Here is a 21,673-nt window from a genome sequence, read left to right as displayed (position 1 = left end):
TTGCGAATTTAGCATGCCTTAACCGATAGTTTTTATCTTTTTTGCAAAAGTTTGTCGCTCTCTGTCAACTATTGAAACTCCGGCCTTCCGCCGCCAGCTTTGCCAGCAGCGGCGCCGGCTTCCACGCCTCTCCATGGCGGCCCTGCGCGAACTTTTCGACCGTCGCCAACACATTGACCAGGCCAACCGTATCGGCGTAGAACATCGGCCCGCCGCGGTACAGGGGGAAGCCGTAGCCCGTCAGGTAGACCATATCGATGTCGGAAGCGCGCAAGGCGATGCCCTCTTCGAGGATCAAGGCGCCTTCATTCACCAGGGCGTAAATCAGTCGCTCGACAATCTCCTGTTCGCCGATCTGGCGACGTTCGATGCCGATGTCAGCCGAATGCCTGGCGATCATCTCGTTCACCACCGCGCTTGGATAAGCCTTGCGGTCGCCTTCCTTGTAGTCGTACCAGCCACCGTTGGTCTTCTGGCCGAAACGGCCCATCTCGCACAACAGGTCGGCAGTCTTTGAATACACAACCTCCGGCTTCTCGATGTAGCGGCGCTTGCGGATGTACCAGCCGATATCGTTGCCGGCCAGGTCGCTCATGCGGAACGGTCCCATCGGGAAGCCGAATTTCTCGATTGCCTTGTCGACCTGCTCCGGCGAGGCGCCCTCTTCCAGCAGGAAACCGGCTTGGCGGAAGTACTGTTCGATCATGCGATTGCCGATAAAGCCGTCGCAGACACCGGAAACCACACCGGTCTTTTTCAGTTTCTTCGACAGCGCCATGGTGGTGGCCAGTACATCCTTGCCGGTTGCCTTGCCGCGCACCACTTCCAGCAGCTTCATGACATTGGCCGGGCTGAAGAAGTGTGTTCCAACCACGTCCTGCGGGCGCTTGGTGAACGCTGCAATCTTGTCCAGGTCGAGGGTCGAGGTGTTCGAAGCCAGGATTGCGCCCTGCTTCATCACCTCGTCCAGTTTGCGGAATACAGCCTCCTTCACGCCCAACTCCTCGAAAACCGCTTCGATGACAATGTCGGCATCTGCGATGGCCGCATAATCCAGGGTGCCGCCGATCAGGGCCACGCGCTTGTCGAATTTATCCTGCGTCAGCTTGCCCTTTTTCAGGGTGTTCTCGTAATTCTTGCGGATCGTGGCCAAGCCTTTGTCCAACGCTTCCTGGCGCGTTTCCAGCAGCACGACAGGAATGCCGGCGTTGGCGAAGTTCATCGCAATGCCGCCGCCCATGGTACCGGCGCCGATCACGGCAGCCTTGCGGATCTCGCGCACCGGAGTATCGGCCGGGACGTCAGGGATCTTGCTCGCGGCGCGCTCCGAGACAAAAGCATGGCGCAGCGATTTGCACTCTGAAGTCTGCATCAGGTGCAGGAAGCGCTCGCGCTCGAACTTCAGACCTGCTTCAAACTCCATCGTGACGGAAGCAGCCACCGTCTCCAGGCACTCCAGCGGCGCCGGGAATGGGCCTGCCACGGCCTTGACCGAATTGCGGCTGAACTGCAGGAAGGCTTCATGATTCGGATAGTCGACTTTCCGGTCGCGTACTTTCGGCAAGGGGCGCAGGTCGGCAATACTGCCGGCGAAGGCCCTTGCTTCGTCCAGCAAGTCGGCACCGGCAGGCAGCAGCTTATCGAACAGCGCGGTACCGGCCAGCTTTTCCGACAGCACGGGCGTGCCGGAGACAATCATATTCAGTGCCATCTCGAGGCCCAGCACGCGCGGCAAGCGCTGGGTGCCGCCGGCGCCCGGCAGCAAGCCGAGTTTCACTTCCGGCAAGGCGATCTGGGCGCCCGGCAGCGCCACGCGATAGTGGCAGCCAAGCGCCAGTTCCAGCCCGCCGCCCATGGCAACCGAGTGAATCGCCGCTACCACCGGCTTGCTGCACCCCTCGACCGCGCGGATCAGGCTGTGCAAGGTCGGCTCGGTCAAGGCTTTGGTGGAATTGAATTCCTTGATGTCGGCACCACCGGAAAATGCCTTGCCGGCGCCCGTCAGCACGACAGCCTTGACCGAACTATCCTCCTGCGCCCGGCGAATGCCTTCGATTGCCGCAGTGCGCGTCGCCAGGCCAAGGCCGTTGACTGGAGGATTATTCAGGGAAATGACAGCGATGGAACCGTGGACTGCGTAATCTGCGCTCATGGATTGTCTCTTCTTTATAGGTTTGATTGTGAAGCCTGCCAGCTACTATACCCCAGCAATAGAACGATCGTACGCTTCAATTGGGGGGGTATTGCCGAGGATTATATAAAACTTTCCTGATGATAATCGGTCTTTTAATAAACTCAATATTTCAAGGATTTTCATAATGACCAGACAAATTCGCCACAATTCCCCCATCCATAAGAACGCGCTTGCTACACCTTAATTGGGCGCCTAACATCGGCTTCAGCATCTCCGCTCTTCGTGTGACCACTTTTTTTAATCGGTTCATTTAAAAAACAGGGACTCGCACCATGAAAACTCTCATCGCATTTTCCATAGCAATTGCCCCAGCCTTAATTGCAGTCGGAGCCCCCGCCCGCGCCGCGCCGCCGGAATCGTTTGCCCCTGGCCGTATCCTGGTGGAGCCTCGCGCCGGCCTTGCCGTCGGCGCGATGTCGAAAATTCTGGGCGTAGAGGAAACCGGCAAGGCCCTGAAGCTTGGCCAGAGCAATATTCACACCCTTGAAGTAGCCGTAGGTTCGGAACGGGCCATGGTCAATAAGCTCAAGAACAACCCGCACTTCAAGTTCGCCGAGCTGGACCAGATGGTGCCTATCGCCGCCACCCTCAACGACCCCTATCTTGGCAGCGAATGGCATATCAGCAAGATTGCTGCCAACACTGCCTGGGATACCACCCAGGGGACCGGTGTAACGATTGCGATCCTGGATTCCGGGATCGATTCAGCCCATGCCGACCTGGCGGGAAACCTGGTAGCCGGTTACAACAGCTACGACAACAACACCAATACCGCCGACGTGTGCGGGCACGGCACCAAAGTGGCAGGATCGGCGGCCGCAGTCAGCAATAATGCCCTGGGCGTCGCTGGCGTTGCGGGTAAAGCCAAGATCATGCCGGTCCGCATCGCATTCGTCAGCTCCGGTTCATGCTACGCATATTTTTCCACCATGGCCAATGGGCTTACCTGGGCCGCCGACCACGGCGCGAAGATAGCCAATATCAGCTATGCCAGCGTACCAACCAGCCTGGCCGTACAGAGTGCCGGCAATTACTTGCGCAGCAAAGGAGGCCTGCTCTTCGTATCAGCCGGCAACTACAACCGTAATGAAGGCTTTATCCCGACCACCACCATGATTCCGGTCTCGGCCACGGCGTCCAACGATACGCGTGCCAGCTTTTCCAGTTACGGCACCTTTGTCGCCTTGTCCGCACCCGGTTCAGGCATTTACACCACCGTTCAAGGTGGCGGCTACGGCGGCGTCAACGGCACTTCCTTTGCAAGTCCGATCGCGGCGGCCGTCGGCGCGCTCGTGATGTCCGCCAATCCCTCGCTAACCGCAGACCAGGTCCAGGGCATCTTGTTCAGTACTGCAGTTGACCTTGGCACAGCGGGCCGCGATATCTATTTTGGCTATGGCCGGGTCAATGCCGCCGCCGCGGTGGCCGCCGCCTTGGCAATACCCGTGCCCGACACCGTCGCGCCCAGCGTCGCCATCGCCAGCCCGGCGGGCAGCAGCACTGTGTCCGGTTTGGTGCCGATCAACGTGAATGCTAGCGACAACGTAGGCGTATCCCGCGTCGAGCTGAACGTGAACGGCGCTGTGGTTGCATCCGACACCTCCATCCCATTCGGCTTCAGCTGGGATTCGACAGGCGTTGCGAATGGGATCAACAGCCTGCTTGCTCGGGCCTATGATGCGGCAGGCAATGTGGCCACGTCGAGTACCGTGCAAGTGAACGTCGCCAACACCGCGCCCCCGGTCGGTGACACCAAACCACCGGTTATCACCATCGCCAGTCCCCTGCCCGGTGCTGTCTCCGGCGTTGTCAGCGTCAACGCGAACGCAGTCGACGATCGCGGCACAAGCGGAATCATCATGGACCTGTTCGTCGACGGTAGTTTGAAGGCGACCGGCACGGGCGCCACTGTCTCATATAGCTGGAACACCCGCAAAGAGGCAAAAGGCGGCCACACTATTCAAGTTGTGGCGCGGGATGCGGCCGGCAATATCTCCAGCAAGAGTGTTCAGGTCAGCCGTTAAATCAACAGATCTCTTCCTTGGCCCGGTTTAATACCGGGCCTTTTTATTTAAACGCATCATTGTGGCTACGAATTTAAAAGTAACAATGGGCAATTAATATTTCTTTGATTCCAGACATATTCGCGACATTCAAAAAAAGTTTTTAAATTCCGCTTGCCACACGGCAATTAACGACATAAGATTCCGTACAGCAAGATCTGATAAGGGCAAACCGCGGGAAACTGCGGGACGCAAAGTCATCGGTCTAAAGAGCTTCGGCTCCATGACGGCAGGACTGCCAGACAAAAGCCTCTCGGAAGGGCCGTGTGCCTTTGCGTGATGCAGTCTTCTACCGGTGCAAACCGGCGGGCAGTCCTCGTTTTTTGATTTTTTGAAAACAGGGACTCACCAAATGAAGACTATCTCCACCATCCAGTTCGCTAAAACCCGCCTGGCTGTTGCCGCCACCCTGGCAATCGGCACCGTGATGGCTGCTCCAGCCTTTGCGCAGACGGACGAACCGGCACAGTGGGCCAGCGGCCGCATCCTGGTATCGCCTAAGGCAGGCCTGCCGGAAGCCGCATTCAAAAAGCTGATCAAAGAACATGGCGGCAACGCCAGCCGCAAGCTCAACGGCCTGAATGTCTACGTCGTGGAACTGAACCCGGGCCGCGAAAAAGCCATGGCGCAGGCCCTCAAAGGCAACAAGCACGTCAAGTTCGCCGAACTCGACGGCGTGGTGCAGATGGCCCAGACCCCGGTCGACACCTACTACGCCAACGAATGGCACCAGGCCAAGATCCAGGCGCCTGCCGCCTGGGACATGGCCACCGGCAGCGGCATCACCATCGCCATCCTCGATACCGGCGTCGATGCCGCCCACCCGGACCTGGCAGCGCGCATCGTGCCGGGCTGGAACACCTACGACAACAACAGCAACACCACCGACGTCTTCGGCCATGGCACCATGGTCGCCGGCGCTGCCGCCGCGATCGGCAACAACTCGGTCGGCGTCGCCGGCACCGCATGGAACGCCAAGATCATGCCGATGCGTATCAGCGATACCTCCGGCAACATCGCCTACTACAGCATGGTCGCCAGCGCCCTGACCTGGGCCGCCGACCACGGTGCCCGCGTCGCCAATATCAGCTACACCGTGCAGCACGTTGCCGCGATCCAGACTGCGGCCCAGTACATGCGCAACAAAGGCGGCTACGTCGTCACCTCCGCCGGCAACACCGGCGCCGTCAGCACCGCGGCCACCAGCAACACCATGCTGACCGTCGGCGCCACCGACGCCAACGACGTGCGTGCCGGCTGGTCCACCTACGGCGCCCTGGTTGACGTCAGCGCCCCGGGCGTAGGCATCTACAGCACCCTCAAAGGCGGCGGTTACGGTGCTGTCAACGGCACTTCCTTCTCCAGCCCGATCACTGCTGGCGTGGTAGCCCTGATGCTGTCGGCCAACCCAGCCTTGAAGCCGGACCAGATCGACTCGATCCTGCTGTCGACGGTCGACGACCTCGGCGCCGCGGGCCGTGACGACTACTACGGTGCCGGCCGCGTCAACGCCTACCGCGCCGTGAGCGCCGCCAAGTCGGCCGTGACCAGCGATACCCAGGCACCTACCGTCGCCATCGCTTCGCCAGGCAGCACCGTCAAAGGCACCGTGAACATCAACGTCACCGCCAACGACAACCTGGGTGTGAGCCGCGTCGAACTGTACGTCGGCGGCACCCTGGTGGCCACCGACACCACCGGCCCATACAGCTTCAGCTGGGATACCACCGGCCGCGCCGACGGCGCCGTCTCCGTGGTCGCCAAAGCCTATGACAGCTCGGGCAACGTGGGTTCCAGCACCATCAACGTGACCGTGGCCAACACCACCACGACCGACGTCACCCCGCCGACGGTGACCATCACCAACCCGACCAGCGGTTCCATGGTCTCCGGCAACGTCAACATCGGCGTGAGCGCTTCCGACAACGTCGCCGTATCGAGCGTCAGCCTGTATGTGGATGGCGTCCTGAAGGCAAGCGGCAACGGCAGCATCACTTACACCTGGAACAGCCGCAAGGAAGCGAGCGGTGCCCACACCGTGCAAGCCGTCGCCCGCGACGCAGCCGGCAACAGCACCACCAAGTCGGTCCAGGTTTATAAGTAATTCGACTTCCTCCTGAAAGTGCCGGTGAATAACTGGCATTTTCATCTGGATTACTCATTCATTAATTCAAATTCCCAAAAGAATTAATATCCCTTTTATCATAAAAGTTGCCGCGCATAATTGCTTGACTTGTTGTATACGTTCAATCTTTCGATTGATTAAAATTGTGCGCGCATAACTTTAGATAATGCTCAGACCAATTTGCAATATCAGTACATAGTTTCTAATAGGAAGCTGGCAGCACTCTGATAAGGGCAAACCGGATGAAAGTCCGGGACGCAAAGTCATCGGTCTAAAGGGCTTCGGCCCAATGACGGCAGGACTGCCAGACAAAAGCTTTCCTTTGCGGAAAGCAGTCTTCTACCGGTGCGAACCGGCGGGTAGTCCTCGTTTTTTTGTAAGCTTTTGAAACAGGAACTCCCTAATGAAGATTACCGCCACCACCAAGTTCGCCAAATCCCGCCTCGCCATTGCCGCCACCCTGGCACTGGGCGCCGTAACAGCAGTTCCCGCCTTTGCGCAGGCAGACGAACCCGCACAGTGGGCCAGCGGCCGCATCCTGGTATCGCCGAAAGCCGGCCTGCCAGAAGCAGTGTTCAAGAAACTCATCAAGGAGCACGGCGCCCACGCAAGCCGCAAGCTGAATGGGCTGGATATCTACGTGGTCGAACTGAATCCTGGCCGCGAGAAAGCGCTGGCACAGGCATTGAAGCGCAACCCGCACGTGAAATTCGCCGAGCTGGACGGCGTGATCGAGATGGCACAGACGCCAGTCGACACCTACTACGCCAACGAATGGCACCAGGCCAAGATCCAAGCGCCTGCCGCTTGGGATATGTCCACCGGCGCTGGCGTCACCATCGCCATCCTCGATACCGGCGTCGATGCCGCCCACCCGGACCTGGCAGCGCGCATCGTGCCGGGCTGGAACACCTACGACAACAACAGCAACACCACCGACGTCTTCGGCCACGGCACCATGGTGGCCGGCGCTGCCGCCGCGATCGGCAACAACTCGGTCGGCGTCGCCGGCACCGCATGGAACGCCAAGATCATGCCGATGCGTATCAGCGATACCTCCGGCAACATCGCCTACTACAGCATGGTGGCTAACGCCCTGACCTGGGCTGCCGACCATGGCGCCCGCGTTGCCAACATCAGCTACACCGTGCAGCACGTTGCTGCGATCCAGACTGCAGCGCAGTACATGCGCAACAAAGGCGGCTACGTCGTCACCTCCGCCGGCAACACTGGTGCCCTGAGCAGCGCGACCACCACCAACACCATGATGACCGTCGGCGCCACCGACGCCAACGACGTGCGTGCCGGCTGGTCCACTTACGGCGCACTGGTCGACATCAGCGCCCCGGGCGTGGGCATCTACAGCACTCTCAAAGGCGGCGGTTATGGTGCGGTCAACGGCACCTCGTTCTCCAGCCCGATCACTGCTGGCGTCGTGGCCCTGATGCTATCCGCAAATCCTAACCTGAAGCCGGACCAGATCGACGCCATCCTGTTGTCAACCGCAGTTGATCTCGGCACCGCAGGCCGCGACAACTACTACGGCGCAGGCCGCGTCAATGCCTACCGCGCCGTGCTGGCCGCCAAAGGCTCCGTTGCTTCCGACACCCAGGCGCCATCCGTGGCAATCACCTCGCCGGGCAGCACCGTCAAGGGCATCGTGAACGTAGGCGTCAACGCGACCGATAACATGGGCGTAAGCCGCGTGGAACTGTATGCCGGCGGCACGTTGGTCGGCACTGACACCACCGCGCCTTATAGCTTCAGCTGGAACACCGCGAGCCGTACCGACGGCGCGACCACGTTGACCGCGAAGGCATATGACAGCACGGGTAATGTCGGCTCCGGCTCCGTCAACGTGACAGTTGCCAACGCGACCACTACCGCGCCTACCACTGACGTGACGCCTCCGACGGTCGCCATCACCAACCCGATCAACGGTTCGACGGTGTCGGGCAACGTTAGCATTGCTGTTTCCGCCAGTGACAATGTTGGCCTGTCGAGCGTCAGCTTGTACGTTGACGGCGCGCTCAAGGCGTCCGGCACCGGCGCTCTGTCATACACCTGGAACAGCCGCAAGGCAACCAAAGGGAGCCATACGGTGCAAGCCGTGGCACGTGACAAGGCGGGTAACAGCACCACCAAGTCGGTCCAGGTCTGGCGGTAATTCCTGCTAGCCCCAAATGAAAACGCCGGCAGTTCCAGCCGGCGTTTTTTTAGTGCTTAAGCTTCATCAGGACCGATCCCAACGACGCCCACGCCTTACTGCGATTGCAGAGCCGAGCAGTCCAAGGCCGAACAGCAACATGGAGTTAGGTTCTGGAATGAAATTCGGGCCGCAATCTTCTACATTCGGGTCGCATGGCGGTTCCCCAATTCCTTCACCTTGGAAGTGCGTCCACTCTTCATACCCGTCGTTATTCCGTTCGAACCGAGAATACAGGTAGAGGAAAGCACCGTTCTGCAGATCTTCAGTATCCAAGCCGAGTGCGAGGAAGGCCGAAGCGAACATCTCGATCGGGATATCGAGGATCATATCGCCGCTGCCGCTGCCGCCGTTCAGGTCGTAGTTCAGAAGCGCGCCGTTCGTAAGGTCACCGGCGTCCATTTGGTATACGATGGCTGAATCAGCGAGGTGGGCAAGTTCACCGTTTGCGAGCGGGTCTTCGTTGTCTTGATTTGGTGTCAGCGACAGGAAGATCTGTACCTCGCTCAGCAGGATGAGCGGATTTGCCCCGGTTTGGTTGATATCCAACAGGAAACGCATCACAACACCACCGTCCGTGTCTGGGCCATTCAGGTCAAGAAAACCGATTTCCCCGACAGTAATTTGGTGGTTGAAGTTTTCGGCACCATCGTTCTGATAGGTTTTGGCCACCGTGGTGTTGTAGCCTTGCACCGTCGAGTCGTTGGCATCCCTGACGCGCACAAAGGAATCAATATAGCCTGTACCAGTTGGTTGCGCGTCAACGGTAGTGTATGTTGCTCCATTGATCATGCCGGAAGCGCCAATGGCGCTCGTCAAATCGATTTCCCCCGCTTGCGCTCCGGACCCAGCCGTCAGCGCCAATATTGCGACCGCTGACCCCATCAGTGTTTTAAGGAAATTCATGGTACCCCCTTATTGTTAGTTGCACCTTAGCTGTACGCATTAACCGTGCCTAAGGGTATCGAACTAATAGATTCAAAGAGTTACTCTCAGCCGTTTGACTCCGCAGTCATCGGGTGTAAGACTTTCCGACAGCAAGTCACTTGAAATCAGGAATTTAGTAGTGACCTGTAGATACTTAGCTTTCGCTTAGGATAAATTCCACGCGCTTGCGCCTGCGTTACAATGCGGCAGATATGACCGCTACTCACTTTCAGTTTGAGAATTCCTTCGCTGGTTTACCGCCAGTGTTTTACACGCACCTGATGCCGACGCCATTGCCGGCGCCTTATCGGGTTGCAGTGAGCCCGTCTGCCGCGCGCCTCATTGGCATCGAGCCGGCGGCACTTGCAACGCAAGAAGCAATTGAAATCCTGATCGGCAACCGCGTGGCAGAAAGCTCTAAGCCGCTAGCTGCCGTGTACTCCGGCCACCAGTTTGGTGTCTGGGCCGGACAGCTTGGGGATGGGCGCGCCATCCTGCTCGGCGATATCGCCACCGCAGACGGCCCCATGGAACTGCAACTCAAGGGTGCCGGCATGACGCCCTACTCCCGAATGGGCGACGGGCGCGCCGTGCTGCGCTCCTCCATCCGCGAGTTTCTGTGCTCGGAAGCGATGCATGGCTTGGGCATTCCGACCACCCGCGCCTTGTCGGTGGTGGGTTCGGACCAGGGCATTGTGCGCGAATCGATCGAAACCGCGGCAGTGGTCGTGCGCATGGCGCCAAGCTTCATCCGTTTCGGTTCTTTCGAGCACTGGTACTACAATCACAAGCCGGAAGAGCTCAAGCAACTGGCCGACTACGTCATCGCGTGCTTCTACCCTTCCCTGCGCGACGAGGAAAACCCGTACGCGGCCTTGCTTGAAGAGGTGACCCGCCGTACCGCGCGCATGATTGCGCACTGGCAGGCTGTCGGCTTCATGCATGGTGTAATGAATTCCGACAATATGTCGATCCTGGGCCAAACCCTTGATTACGGCCCCTTCGGCTTCATGGATGGCTTCGACGCCAATCAGATCTGCAACCATAGCGACGACCATGGTCGTTACTCCTATTCCAACCAGCCTCAAATCGGCCATTGGAATTGCTATGCCCTGGCGCAAGCCTTGCTGCCGCTGATCGGAGAAGTGGAACTGACGCAGGAAGCGCTGGATGTTTACCAGCCCGAGTTCGCCCGCCACATCGACCAACTGCTGCACGCCAAGCTCGGTTTGACCACCACGCAGGAAGGCGACCGTGAATTGCTGGATGGACTGTTCGGCATCCTGCAGGCCAACCACACCGACTTCACCATTTTCTTCCGCCGCCTGAGCCTTTTGCGCGCCGGCGGTCCGGAAGGCGACGAGCCGCTGCGCGACCTGTTCATTGACCGTCCCGCTTTCGACAACTGGGCCGAAGCTTACCGTGCGCGCCTGCGCGCCGAAAACAGCGACGATGCGGCTCGAAAACTTGCGATGGATCAGGTCAACCCCAAGTATGTGCTGCGAAACTATATGGCACAGGTGGCTATTGAAAAGGCGCAGGCCAAGGATTTTTCCGAGGTCGAGCGCTTGCTGGCACTGCTCGAACGTCCCTTCGACGAGCAGCCCGAAAATGAACAATACGCAGGCTTCCCGCCGGACTGGTCCAGCCAGCTTTCGGTTAGCTGCTCTTCGTGAGGTAAGAAAATGAGCGACAAAGTAGTCAAGACTGACGCGGAGTGGCGCGCCCAACTCGACCCGGTGGAATACCAGGTCACCCGCCACGCCGCCACCGAACGCGCCTTCACCGGCAAATTCTGGGACCACCACGAGCACGGCATTTACACCTGCGTGTGCTGCAGCACTCCGCTATTTGAGTCGGATGCCAAATTCGATTCGGGTTGCGGTTGGCCGAGCTACTTCAAGGCCCTTGATCCCGCGAATATCATAGAGAAAACCGACCGCTCGCATGGTATGCTGCGCACCGAAATCATCTGTGCGGTATGTGACGCCCACCTGGGCCACGTCTTCCCGGATGGTCCACCGCCGACCGGATTGCGCTATTGCATTAACTCGGCTTCGCTGCGCTTTGAACCACAGCCCTAATAAGATGAAGATTATTTTTGACCTGTTCCCGCTGATCCTGTTCTTCGTCAGCTACAAATTTGCCGGCGGCCACCAGGAAGCGGCACACGCCATGCTGAATGCCCACCTGGGCGGCCTGGTATCCGGCGGTGCAATTCCCGCGTCCCAGGCGCCTATCGTGGTTGCCACCATTGTCGGTATTATCGGCACCGCGGCCCAGGTGTTATATCTGCTGGCGCGCCGCAAGAAAGTCGATGGCGCCCTATGGGTTTCCCTCGTAGTGTTTATCGTATTCGGCGGCATGACCATCTATTTCCACGACGATGACTTTATCAAGTGGAAGCCGACCATTATCTACTGGTCGCTGGCCACCGCAATGCTGGTTGCCTACCGCTTCTTCGATAAAAACATGATTCGCCTGGCGATGGAAAAGCAGGTGCAACTGCCCGAGCATGTCTGGGTACGCCTGCATTTCATGTGGATTACCTTCTGGCTGGTACTGGGTTTCGTCAACCTGTTTGTCGCCTTCATCCTGTTCAAGTCGGATAACGATGCCTGGGTCAATTTCAAGGCGTTCGGGGTGACCGGATTGATGCTGGTGTTCTTTATCGCCCAGGCTTTCTACCTCTCTAAACATATTAAGGATGAAGTATGAGCGATCCGCGCCTGGCCAAGATTCGCGAGCGCCTGGAAGCGGCGCTGGCCCCGTCGGAAATCGTGCTCGATGATGAGTCCGCGCTGCATGCCGGCCATGCCGGTGCAGCCTCCGGCGGCGGTCATTACAGACTGAAAATAGTCTCTACTAAATTCGAGGGTGTGAAACTCGTCATGCGCCATCGTCTGGTGTATGATTCCGTGCACGATATGATGCATAAAGAAATTCATGCATTGGCCATTACCGCACTGGCACCGTCCGAAGTATGATATGCGCGGAGTTTTTGGGAAAATCAAAAAGAACCTCGATCGTTGAATAGTAGAGACATCTCGGCGAACCAGCCCAAAATCCCCGCAATTCAGTAAACTTTCCCTAGGAATTAAACTAAATGACTTTCAAGCCAGCCCGCTTGCTGCTCGCACTTATCGCCGTTGCCGCTGCACCAGCTTTCGCCCAGAACGCCGCTGTCGTTAATGGCAAAGCCATCCCGACCGCCAAAGTTGACGCCCTGGTCAAGCAAGTCGTTGCCCAAGGTCAGCAGCAAGACACCCCACAACTGCGCGACATGATCAAGAAGTCCCTGATCGGCCGCGAAGTAATGATCCAGGAAGCCGAAAAGCAAGGCCTGTCCAAGAGCAAGGACGTTACCGTCGCTCTGGAACAAGCCCGCCAGGACATCATGCTGAACGCCCTGGCCGCTGATTACGTGAAGAAGAATCCGGTTGGCGATGCCGAAATCAAGGCCGAATACGAGCGCGCCGTTACCGCCGAAGGCGACAAGGAATACCACGTCCGCCACATCCTGGTGGAGACCGAAAAGGAAGCCACCGACATCATCGCCAAGCTGAAAGGCGGCGCCAAGTTCGAAGACCTGGCCAAGAACTCCAAGGACACCGGTTCCGCAGCGAATGGCGGCGACCTGGACTGGGGCACCCCAGGCAACTTCCCTAAAGTCTTCGCAGATGCCTTCACCGCGCTGCAAAAAGGCCAGGTTACCGAGAAGCCAGTGCAAACCCCAAGCGGTTTCCACGTGATCAAGGTTGACGACACCCGCGCAGTCAAGCTGCCGACCCTGGAAGAAGTGAAGCCACGTATCGCCGATTCCCTGATGCGCGCAAAGCTGCAGGCTTATCAGGAATCCCTGGTTAAGAAAGCCAAAGTACAATAATCCGTCACGGACCTGATCCGGCGCCCGAGTGGCGCCGGATTTATTTTAACTAAGGAAACACTCAATGAAATTTAAACCAGCCACCCTGCTGTTGGCCCTGATCGCAGTTGCAGCTACCCCTGCCTTTGCCCAGAACGTCGCTACCGTGAACGGTAAAGCCATCCCATCCGCCCAGATGGAAGCGGCCGTCAAACAAGCCGCCGCCCAAGGCCAGCCTGACTCGCCACAACTGCGCGACATGATCAAGAAATCCCTGGTCGGCCGCGAAGTGCTGGTTCAAGAAGCGACCAAGCAAGGCGTTGCCGCCAACAAGGAAGTGAAAGAAGCCCTGGAACAGGCTCGCCAGGACATCATCATCCGCGCCCTGCTGGTTGACTATGTCAAGAAGAATCCGGTAAGCGACGCCGAAATCAAGTCCGCTTACGACCAGTTCAAGGCGTCCAAAGGCGAAAAGGAATACCACGCTCGCCACATCCTGGTGAAGACCGAGAAAGAAGCGACCGACATCATCGCCAAGCTGAAAGGCGGCGCCAAGTTTGAAGAACTGGCCAAGGCCTCGCAAGACCCAGGCTCCGCTGCCAACGGCGGCGACCTGGATTGGGCCGCACCAGGCAACTACGTGAAGCCATTCGCGGATGCCATGGTCGCCCTGAAGGACGGCCAGGTCACCGACAAGCCGGTGCAATCGCAATTCGGCTACCACGTGATCAAGCTGGAAGGTTCGCGCGCTGCCAAAGTGCCGGCGCTGGAAGAAATCAAGAGCCAGATCGCCGAGTCCCTGACCCAGCGTAAAGTTGCGGCTTACCGCGACCAGCTGGTTGCCAAGGCCAAGGTGCAGTAATAGTCCCGGTGCGCCTTCACCGGCCGCCTTGATGAAGCGCCCCACGGGGCGCTTTTTTATTATGCCAACGACTAAAGACTTCGTTTCCGCCCTCACCCCGCTGGCCGACGCCGGCCGCGCGCCCGCGATGCGGGCCTACATGCGCGACCAGTTCCCCTTCCTCGGCATTGCCACGCCGGCGCGCCGCGCGGCAATCAAACCAGTGATCAGCCTGTTCAAGGGTGTGCCCCCGGCCGAGCTCATCGGCGTGGCTGGTGAGCTGTGGCAACTACCTGAACGGGAATACCAATATGCCGCCCTCGATTTGATGTCAGCGCAGTGGAAGCAATTCGACACTGGCGACCTGCCCCAATTGCTGGCTTTTGTATTGCGCAAATCGTGGTGGGATTCGGTCGATGGAATTGCCGGCATTGTCGGCGACGTGCTGCGTTTCGACCACCACGGAATGGATTCGGCCTTACAGCACGATAATTTCTGGATGCGGCGAATTGCCCTGCTCCACCAATTAGGCTGGCGTGGAAAAACCGATGAAATGCGACTATTCCGATATTCCATGGCACTCGGCCATGAAAATGAATTTTTCATTCAGAAAGCAATCGGCTGGGCCTTGCGCGATTATGCCCGGCACGCCCCACATAATGTCGCTCAATTTATTAATGAAAATAATTCGACATTGTCGAAGTTGAGCATTCGTGAAGCGGGGAGACACCTGACACCCTTGGGCTAAGCCTGGATCTGGCGTGTACACGCCAGTTGTTAGCGTGCATTCCGCTAGCCAAGGGGCGACGCCAAAACAACAGCCGATAATGCGAACAATTGCCGTCTCTTAAAATATCGCGTTAAACTCGTGACAACTAAAAGGAGGCTGGAAAATGATTGGACTCGCATTGCGGCAGCTAATCGCTGGTGCCGCTTTTATTACTGCGGCACCCGCAATGGCAGGCGTCATCGCCACATTTGATGACCTGGCCTTTCCGCCCGCGCTCGATAGTGCAACCGGCATCCAGTGGACCAATGCGTCGGCCAGCCTGGAATACCAAGGCGTCATTTGGGATGCCCGCTTTGGCGTCGTCGGCGACCAATACCGTGTCGGCGGACCGGGCGGCCCCTTATTTGGCATTCCAAACTCCGGCCATTATTTCGTCTCCAATTCCACTGGTTCCAGCGGCATGACGATCACCACCGACAAGGTGCTGACCGGCGCCTGGTTTGGCCGCAACCAGTACTACGGATTCGGCGAGGGCGGCGCGGACCAGGTCACCATCGTGGCCCTGAACGGCGCGAGCGAGCTCGGCTCTGTCGTCTTTGATTTGCCGGAAAGTCACCCCGGTTTGCCGGAGCCCCTGTCCTTTGTCGATACCAGCATTTTCGCGGCACTGGGACCCATTACAGGCTACCGGATCGATAGGCGCGAGCTGGGACAGTTGAATGGAAACTGGGTCGCCGACGACTTCCAATTCGTCGATGCGACCCAGGTGCCGGCCCCGGGCGGGGCCGTATTGATGCTCGGCGGTATTGCCGCCCTGCTGGCGGCCCGCCGGCGGCGCGTTTAAGCCTTAACCGATGAACTTGCGCGCATTGCCCCAGATGCGCGCCCAAGGCGAATCTTCGCCCCAGCCGTCCGGATGCCAGGAGTTCTGCACCGTGCGGGAAACGCGTTCCGGGTGCGGCATCATCACGGTGAAGCGGCCGTCGGCCGTGGTCACCGAGGTCAGGCCGCGTGGCGAACTGTTCGGATTGTACGGATAGGTTTCGGTGGCGCTGCCTTTGTTGTCCACGAAACGCAGTGCACCGATTGCTTCGTCGATATTGCCGGTCTGGCTGAAGTCGGCAAAACCTTCACCGTGCGCGATCGCGATCGGGGCCAGGGTGCCTGCCATGCCCTGCAGGAAGATGGACGGCGAATCCAGCACTTCCACCATCGAGAAGCGTGCTTCGAACTTCTCGGACTTGTTGGTGGTGAACTTGGGCCATGCATGCGCGCCCGGAATCAGTGATTTCAGGTTCGACATCATCTGGCAGCCGTTGCAGATGCCCATGCCGAAGGTGTCTTTACGCTGGAAGAATTTGGCGAACTGGTCAGCCATTTCCGGGTTGAACAGGATGGACTTGGCCCAGCCTTCGCCCGCACCCAGCACGTCGCCGTACGAGAAGCCGCCCACGGCAATAATGCCCTGGAAATCATCCAACGAAACGCGGCGCGCAATCAGGTCGCTCATGTGCACGTCGACGGCGGCGAAACCGGCGCGGTGCATCGCCCATGCAGTCTCGATATGCGAGTTGACGCCCTGCTCGCGCAGGATGGCCACGCGTGGACGCACGCCCGACGACAGGAACGGTGCCGCGATGTTTTCCGCCATGTCGAAGCTGACCTTTGGCTGCATGCCTGGATCGGTTTCGTCCAGCAGGCGATCGTATTCCGCATCCGCGGTGGCGGGATTCTCGCGCACGCGCGAAATACGCCAGCTGGTTTCGCTCCACAAGCGGTGCAGTTCGACACGCGGCTGCGAGTAGATGATCTTGGCGTCGCGGGTGAATTCAATCACGCCACGGTCGTTCAGCTTGCCGATGATGTGGCTGCAAGCGCCCAGGTTGAAGCTGCGCAGCACGTCCATGACGGCCGATTTCTCTTCGGCGCGAACCTGGATCACGGCGCCCAGTTCTTCATTGAACAGCGCGGACAGGGTCAGCTCGTTGCGGCGCTCTGCCACCTGGCCGGCCCAGTTCTTGGCGTCGCCATGATCCATGGTGCCTTCTTCGCCCAGGGTCAGCATGTCCAGGTTGACGGACAGGCCGGCGCGGCCGGCAAAGGCCATCTCCACCAGGGTTGCGTACAGGCCGCCGTCGGAACGGTCGTGGTAGGCCAGGATCTTGCCTTCCTTGTTCAATTGCTGGATGGCGTTGAAGAAGCCTTTCAGGTCTTCCGGCGAATCCACGTCCGGCGCGGCATTGCCCAACTGGCCCATGACCTGCGCCAGCGCGGAAGCGCCCATACGGTTCTTGCCGCGGCCCAGATCGATCACGATCAGGGAGGTTTCGCCCAGGTCAGTGCGTATCTGCGGGGTCAGCGACTTGCGCACGTCGTACACCGGCGAGAAGCCGGATACGATCAGGGAAACCGGCGAAATCACCGCCTTGTCGGCGCCTTCATCCTTCCAGGTCGTGCGCATGGACAGGGAATCCTTGCCGACCGGAATCGACAGGCCCAGTGCCGGGCACAGTTCCATGCCAACCGCTTTCACGGTGTCGAACAGGGCTGCATCCTGGCCCGGCTGGCCGCAGGCAGCCATCCAGTTGGCCGACAGCTTGATGTCGGAGATATCGTTGATTGGAGCGGCCGCCAGGTTGGTGACGGTCTCGCCGACAGCCATGCGGCCCGATGCCGGCGCGTTGATCACTGCCAGCGGGGTCCGCTCGCCCATCGCCATCGCTTCGCCCACATAGGCGTCGTAGCTCAGGGTGGTGACGGCGCAGTCGGCCACCGGCACCTGCCATGGGCCGACCATCTGGTCGCGCACGGACATGCCGCCCACGGTACGGTCGCCAATGGTGATCAGGAAGCTCTTGTCGGCCACGGTCGGCAGCAGCAGCACGCGCTTGGCCGCTTCTTCCAGCTGGATGCCGGTCAGGTCGATGGCCGGCAGGTCGTTCTGCACGTGTTTCACGTCGCGGTGCATCTTGGGCGGCTTGCCCAGCAGGACTTCCATCGGCATGTCGACCGGATTGTTGCCCATTTCCTGGTCGATCACCTTCAACTGGCGTTCCTCGGTTGCCACGCCGACCACGGCGAACGGGCAGCGCTCGCGCTCGCACAGGGCCTGGAACAGTGGCAGGTCGCTCGGGGCGATGGCCAGCACATAGCGTTCCTGCGATTCGTTGGACCAGATTTCTTTCGGGGCCATGCCGGATTCCTCCAGCGGCACCTTGCGCAGGTCGAAGATCGCGCCGCGCTTGGCGTCGTTGGTGATCTCCGGGAAGGCGTTCGACAAGCCGCCCGCGCCCACGTCGTGGATCGAGATGATCGGGTTCTTGTCGGCCAGCTGCCAACAGCCGTTGATGACTTCCTGGGCACGGCGTTCCATTTCCGGATTGCCGCGCTGGACCGAATCGAAATCCAGGTCGGCGGTATTGGTGCCGGTTGCCATCGACGAGGCTGCCGAACCGCCCATGCCGATGCGCATGCCCGGGCCGCCCAGCTGGATCAGCAGGCTGCCGACCGGGATGTCGTTCTTGTGGGTGTGCGAACCGGAGATGTTGCCGATACCGCCGGCAATCATGATCGGCTTGTGGTAGCCCATCACGGTATCTTTGCCGCCGGCGAATTGCTGGCCGATGTTCTGTTCGTAGGTGCGGAAATAACCACCCAGCACGCAACGCCCGAATTCGTTCGAGAAGGCCGCGCCGCCCAGCGGGCCTTCGATCATGATCTGCAGCGGCGAAGCGATGCGCTCCGGCTTGCCGTATACCTGGCTTTCGTCGCGCGTGCCGATAGCTGCGGTGACGTTGCCGGCGTTTTCCCAAGGCTGCACGGCGCCCGGAATCATCAGGTTGGACACGGTAAAGCCAGTCAGGCCGGCTTTAGGTTTGGAGCCGCGGCCAGTCGCGCCTTCGTCGCGGATCTCGCCGCCGGCACCGGTGGAGGCGCCTGGGAATGGGGAAATCGCGGTTGGGTGGTTGTGGGTTTCCACCTTCATCAGTGTGTGCACCAGTTCGGTCGAAGCGGCGTACTCCTGGCCCTCGCGCGGGTAGAAACGGGTGACTTCCGCGCCTTCGATGATCGAGGAGTTGTCCGAATAGGCCACCACGGTGCCGCGCGGGTTCTTCTCGTGGGTGTTCTTGATCATCTTGAACAGCGACTTGTCCTGCGCCACGCCGTCGATGGTCCAGTCGGCGTTGAAGATCTTGTGGCGGCAGTGCTCGGAGTTCGCCTGCGCGAACATCATCAGTTCAACGTCGGTCGGGTTGCGCTTGGCGTTGGTGAAGGCTTCCAGCAGGTAGTCGATCTCGTCGTCCGACATCGCCAGGCCCAGGTCGGTATTGGCTTTTTCCAGCGCGGTGCGGCCGGCGCCCATCACATCGATCGATTCCAGCGGCCTGGCTTCCAGGCTCGAGAACAGGCCTGCGGCCTGGTCCGGGTGGCGCAGCACGGACTCGGTCATGCGGTCGTGCAGCAGCGCAGCGACGGCCTGCGCCTGTTCGCTATCCAGCTTCTTGGCAGCGCCCAGGCCGGTGCCCAGGATGCCGCCCTTCAGGTTGATGCGGTAGGCAACGCCGCGCTCCACGCGATGGATGTGCGCCATGCCGCAGTTGTGCACGATATCGGTGGCTTTGGAAGCCCACGGCGAAATGGTGCCGAAACGCGGAATGACGACAAACTCTTCCACCACGCCTTCCGCGTGCTCCGGCAAGGCTGGCTCGCCGTAGGTCAGCAGGCCATTCATGCGGTTCAGGTCGTCTTCGGACAGGGGCGAAGCGGAGTCGACAAAGTGGATGAAACGGGCTTGGACCGACGTAATGGCCGGCAGAACTGCTTGAAGCTGGTTGAGGAGGCGTTGGCTACGGAAGGAGGACAGGGCGTTGGAACCCGGCAGAATCAACATAGTGGGGGCGTGAAGAATGCAGCGTAGCTGCGGTTTAAAGGAATACTGTGCACGAGCTGACTGGTCTTGCTGTATTTCGATTTGCCGACATTATACTTGTTTCAGGCATCACTTCCCACCCTTCCTTCATTGGTCCGAAAGCAACATTTGCTGCGTTTACGCCTGTTTTTTGCTCGTCCTTGGGGTATTCTGCCTCTATGACAGCCTTTTGCCTTCAAAATGCAAGAATATAGCGACCTGTCAGTCCTGGTTATCGACCCCAACCAGCATATGCGCAGCGGGCTGCACAATATGCTCGGCCAATTGGGGATCACCCGCATCGAGCACGGCGCGAGCGCAGGAACTGCCATCCGCCACCTCGAGAAGAAGGCGTTCGACCTGGTCTTCTGCGAGTACGACCTGGGCAACGAGCATGGGCAGGACGGGCAGCAGTTGCTGGAAGACCTGCGCCACCACCAGTTGATTTCCGCGTCCACCATCTTCATCATGCTGACCACCGAGGGCGTGTACAGCAAGGTCGTGAGCGCGGCGGAGCTGACGCCGACCGATTACATCCTCAAGCCTTTCACGGTCGACGTGTTGGCCCAGCGCATTGCGCGGGCGGTCGACCGGCGCTCCGCCCTGCTTCCGGTGCACCAGATGATCGAGCGGAACCGGCTGCGCGAAGCGATCTTGTCCAGTGAAATAGCGGCCGCGGCCAACCCGCGCTATGCCACGGAATGCGCCCGTTTGCGCGCCGAGGCGCATTCCGTCCTGGGCGAGGTGCCGCAGGCGGAAGCGCTTTACCGGGAGATCCTTGAAACGCGTCCCTTGGGCTGGGCCCAGCTTGGCCTGGCGCGCTGCCAGTTCCAGCAAGGCCAGTTCGCCGAGACATTGGATACCCTGCAACACCTGATCGACGACAACCCCAAGTACATGGCGGCCTACGACCTCATGGCCCGCACGCAGCAAGCGCTGGGCCAGCCCGAGGAAGCCCGGGCGGCGCTGGAGGCGGCGGTCTCGATTTCGCCCCACATGGTGCGGCGCCTGCGCCACCTGGGCCAGGTGGCTTTCGAGGCCGGCGATCTTGAAGCAGCCGAGAAGACCTTCAAACAGGTGGTCGCCAAATCGAAGTATTCGGAGTTCCGCGACCCGGAAGACCATGTGAGCCTGGTGCGGACCCTGGTGCGGAGAGGCGATGCCACCGGCGCGGCGAATGCCCTGCGCGAGCTGGATCGTTCGGCGCGCAGCGGTCCGGCGACGGATGCCTGCAAGGCCTTTTCCGCCGCCCTGGTGCAGGAAATGACCGGCAATGGCGCGGCCATGCATGCGGAATTGGCAAACGCCGTCCGCGCCGCCGGCGAAGCGAGCACCCTCTCCAGTGCGCTGAAACTGGGCCTGGCGGAACGCTGCCTGCAGCAGGGAATGGATGAGCAAGGCATGCATTTGCTCGATGCGCTGGCCGGCGATCCGGCCAGCGGCATCAGCGATGCCGATGCGGCAGCGGTCTACCAACGCACGGGCCGGGCGGAGTTGGCACAAAGCCAGGGCGACAGCGTGGAACGCTACCTCGACGGCCTGGTCAGGCAGGCGGCAGCGCGCAGCGGCCAGGGCGACCAGCGCGGCGCGATCGAGGTGCTCCAGGTGGCCGTGCGGCGCCGGCCCGAGAATGCCAACCTGATCTCCGCCCTCGCCTCAGCCATGCTGCGCCTGATGGGCGACAGCGGCTGGGAAGCGGCGCTGGGCGAGCAGTGTGCTGCACTGTTGATACGCATGCGCAAGGCAGATCCCCATCATCCGATGCTGGCTGCGCTATCATCACAATATGTCACCCTGCGGGGCAAACAATAAG

15 protein-coding genes and 2 riboswitches are annotated in these 21,673 nt (G+C 59.8%); of the genes, 12 read left to right on the top strand and 3 right to left on the bottom strand.

Features of this window, described 5'->3' with window-relative positions; translation table 11 throughout:
• Positions 1–64 precede the first annotated feature (64 nt).
• Entirely contained in the window at positions 65–2,152 is a 2,088-nt protein-coding gene (locus BM269_RS22910; protein ID WP_090442663.1) for a 3-hydroxyacyl-CoA dehydrogenase NAD-binding domain-containing protein, read from the bottom strand.
• A 314-nt stretch (positions 2,153–2,466) separates the two neighbouring features.
• Between BM269_RS22910 and BM269_RS22905 the strand changes: the two genes are divergently transcribed.
• From BM269_RS22905 to BM269_RS22895, 3 genes are all read left to right on the top strand, one after another.
• The gene (locus BM269_RS22905) at positions 2,467–4,218 is read left to right on the top strand and encodes a S8 family serine peptidase (RefSeq protein ID WP_090442660.1); all 1,752 of its coding nucleotides are present in this window, start codon (positions 2,467–2,469) and stop codon (positions 4,216–4,218) included.
• Between the two features lie 195 nt (positions 4,219–4,413).
• A riboswitch (cyclic di-GMP riboswitch) is annotated at positions 4,414–4,500 on the top strand.
• A gap of 109 nt (positions 4,501–4,609) precedes the next feature.
• Positions 4,610–6,361, top strand: coding sequence for a S8 family serine peptidase (locus BM269_RS22900; RefSeq protein WP_090442657.1), 1,752 nt, complete (start codon positions 4,610–4,612; stop codon positions 6,359–6,361).
• A 243-nt stretch (positions 6,362–6,604) separates the two neighbouring features.
• A riboswitch (cyclic di-GMP riboswitch) is annotated at positions 6,605–6,691 on the top strand.
• A 94-nt stretch (positions 6,692–6,785) separates the two neighbouring features.
• Positions 6,786–8,549, top strand: coding sequence for a S8 family serine peptidase (locus BM269_RS22895; RefSeq protein ID WP_090442654.1), 1,764 nt, complete (start codon positions 6,786–6,788; stop codon positions 8,547–8,549).
• Between the two features lie 66 nt (positions 8,550–8,615).
• On the opposite strand, the gene BM269_RS22890 is transcribed toward BM269_RS22895, so the two are convergent.
• A complete protein-coding gene (locus tag BM269_RS22890; protein ID WP_090442651.1) occupies positions 8,616–9,494 on the bottom strand; it encodes a PEP-CTERM sorting domain-containing protein in 879 nt (292 codons plus the stop codon).
• 233 nt (positions 9,495–9,727) lie between these two features.
• Here BM269_RS22890 and BM269_RS22885 point away from each other — a divergent pair, with 233 nt between their 5' ends.
• The 8 genes from BM269_RS22885 (at position 9,728) to BM269_RS22850 (ending at position 15,795) form a co-directional block, all read left to right on the top strand.
• Positions 9,728–11,191 (top strand): protein adenylyltransferase SelO, encoded by a 1,464-nt coding sequence (locus BM269_RS22885; RefSeq protein ID WP_090442803.1) that lies wholly within the window; start codon positions 9,728–9,730, stop codon positions 11,189–11,191.
• 9 nt (positions 11,192–11,200) lie between these two features.
• The gene (msrB, locus tag BM269_RS22880) at positions 11,201–11,599 is read left to right on the top strand and encodes a peptide-methionine (R)-S-oxide reductase MsrB (protein ID WP_090442649.1); all 399 of its coding nucleotides are present in this window, start codon (positions 11,201–11,203) and stop codon (positions 11,597–11,599) included.
• 4 nt (positions 11,600–11,603) lie between these two features.
• A complete protein-coding gene (locus BM269_RS22875) occupies positions 11,604–12,233 on the top strand; it encodes a septation protein A (RefSeq protein WP_090442646.1) in 630 nt (209 codons plus the stop codon).
• On the top strand, positions 12,230–12,502 hold the full coding sequence (locus tag BM269_RS22870; RefSeq protein WP_090442643.1) for a BolA family protein: 273 nt from the start codon (positions 12,230–12,232) through the stop codon (positions 12,500–12,502). The genes BM269_RS22875 and BM269_RS22870 overlap by 4 nt, the downstream gene beginning before the upstream one ends.
• 119 nt (positions 12,503–12,621) lie before the next feature.
• Positions 12,622–13,401 (top strand): peptidylprolyl isomerase, encoded by a 780-nt coding sequence (locus BM269_RS22865; protein WP_090442639.1) that lies wholly within the window; start codon positions 12,622–12,624, stop codon positions 13,399–13,401.
• Positions 13,402–13,465: 64 nt separating this feature from the next.
• A complete protein-coding gene (locus tag BM269_RS22860; RefSeq protein WP_090442636.1) occupies positions 13,466–14,242 on the top strand; it encodes a peptidylprolyl isomerase in 777 nt (258 codons plus the stop codon).
• Positions 14,243–14,273: 31 nt separating this feature from the next.
• Entirely contained in the window at positions 14,274–14,969 is a 696-nt protein-coding gene (locus BM269_RS22855) for a DNA alkylation repair protein (RefSeq protein ID WP_229204758.1), read from the top strand.
• Between the two features lie 145 nt (positions 14,970–15,114).
• Positions 15,115–15,795, top strand: a complete 681-nt coding sequence (locus BM269_RS22850) for a hypothetical protein (protein WP_139232838.1) — start codon at positions 15,115–15,117, stop codon at positions 15,793–15,795.
• A 3-nt stretch (positions 15,796–15,798) separates the two neighbouring features.
• Here BM269_RS22850 and purL read toward each other — a convergent pair whose 3' ends face one another.
• Positions 15,799–19,842, bottom strand: a complete 4,044-nt coding sequence (gene purL, locus BM269_RS22845; RefSeq protein ID WP_090442627.1) for a phosphoribosylformylglycinamidine synthase — start codon at positions 19,840–19,842, stop codon at positions 15,799–15,801.
• Positions 19,843–20,061: 219 nt separating this feature from the next.
• Between purL and BM269_RS22840 the strand changes: the two genes are divergently transcribed.
• Positions 20,062–21,672 carry a tetratricopeptide repeat-containing response regulator gene (locus BM269_RS22840; protein WP_090442624.1) on the top strand — a complete coding sequence of 537 codons (1,611 nt, stop codon included), beginning with the start codon at positions 20,062–20,064 and terminating at the stop codon, positions 21,670–21,672.
• Position 21,673: the final 1 nt, after the last annotated feature.

Origin of the sequence: Duganella sp. CF458 (assembly GCF_900113115.1) — a bacterium.
Lineage (GTDB): Bacteria > Pseudomonadota > Gammaproteobacteria > Burkholderiales > Burkholderiaceae_D > Rugamonas.
The sequence above is the reverse complement of the archived record's forward strand: the minus strand, read 5'-3'. Positions and strand labels throughout refer to the sequence as shown.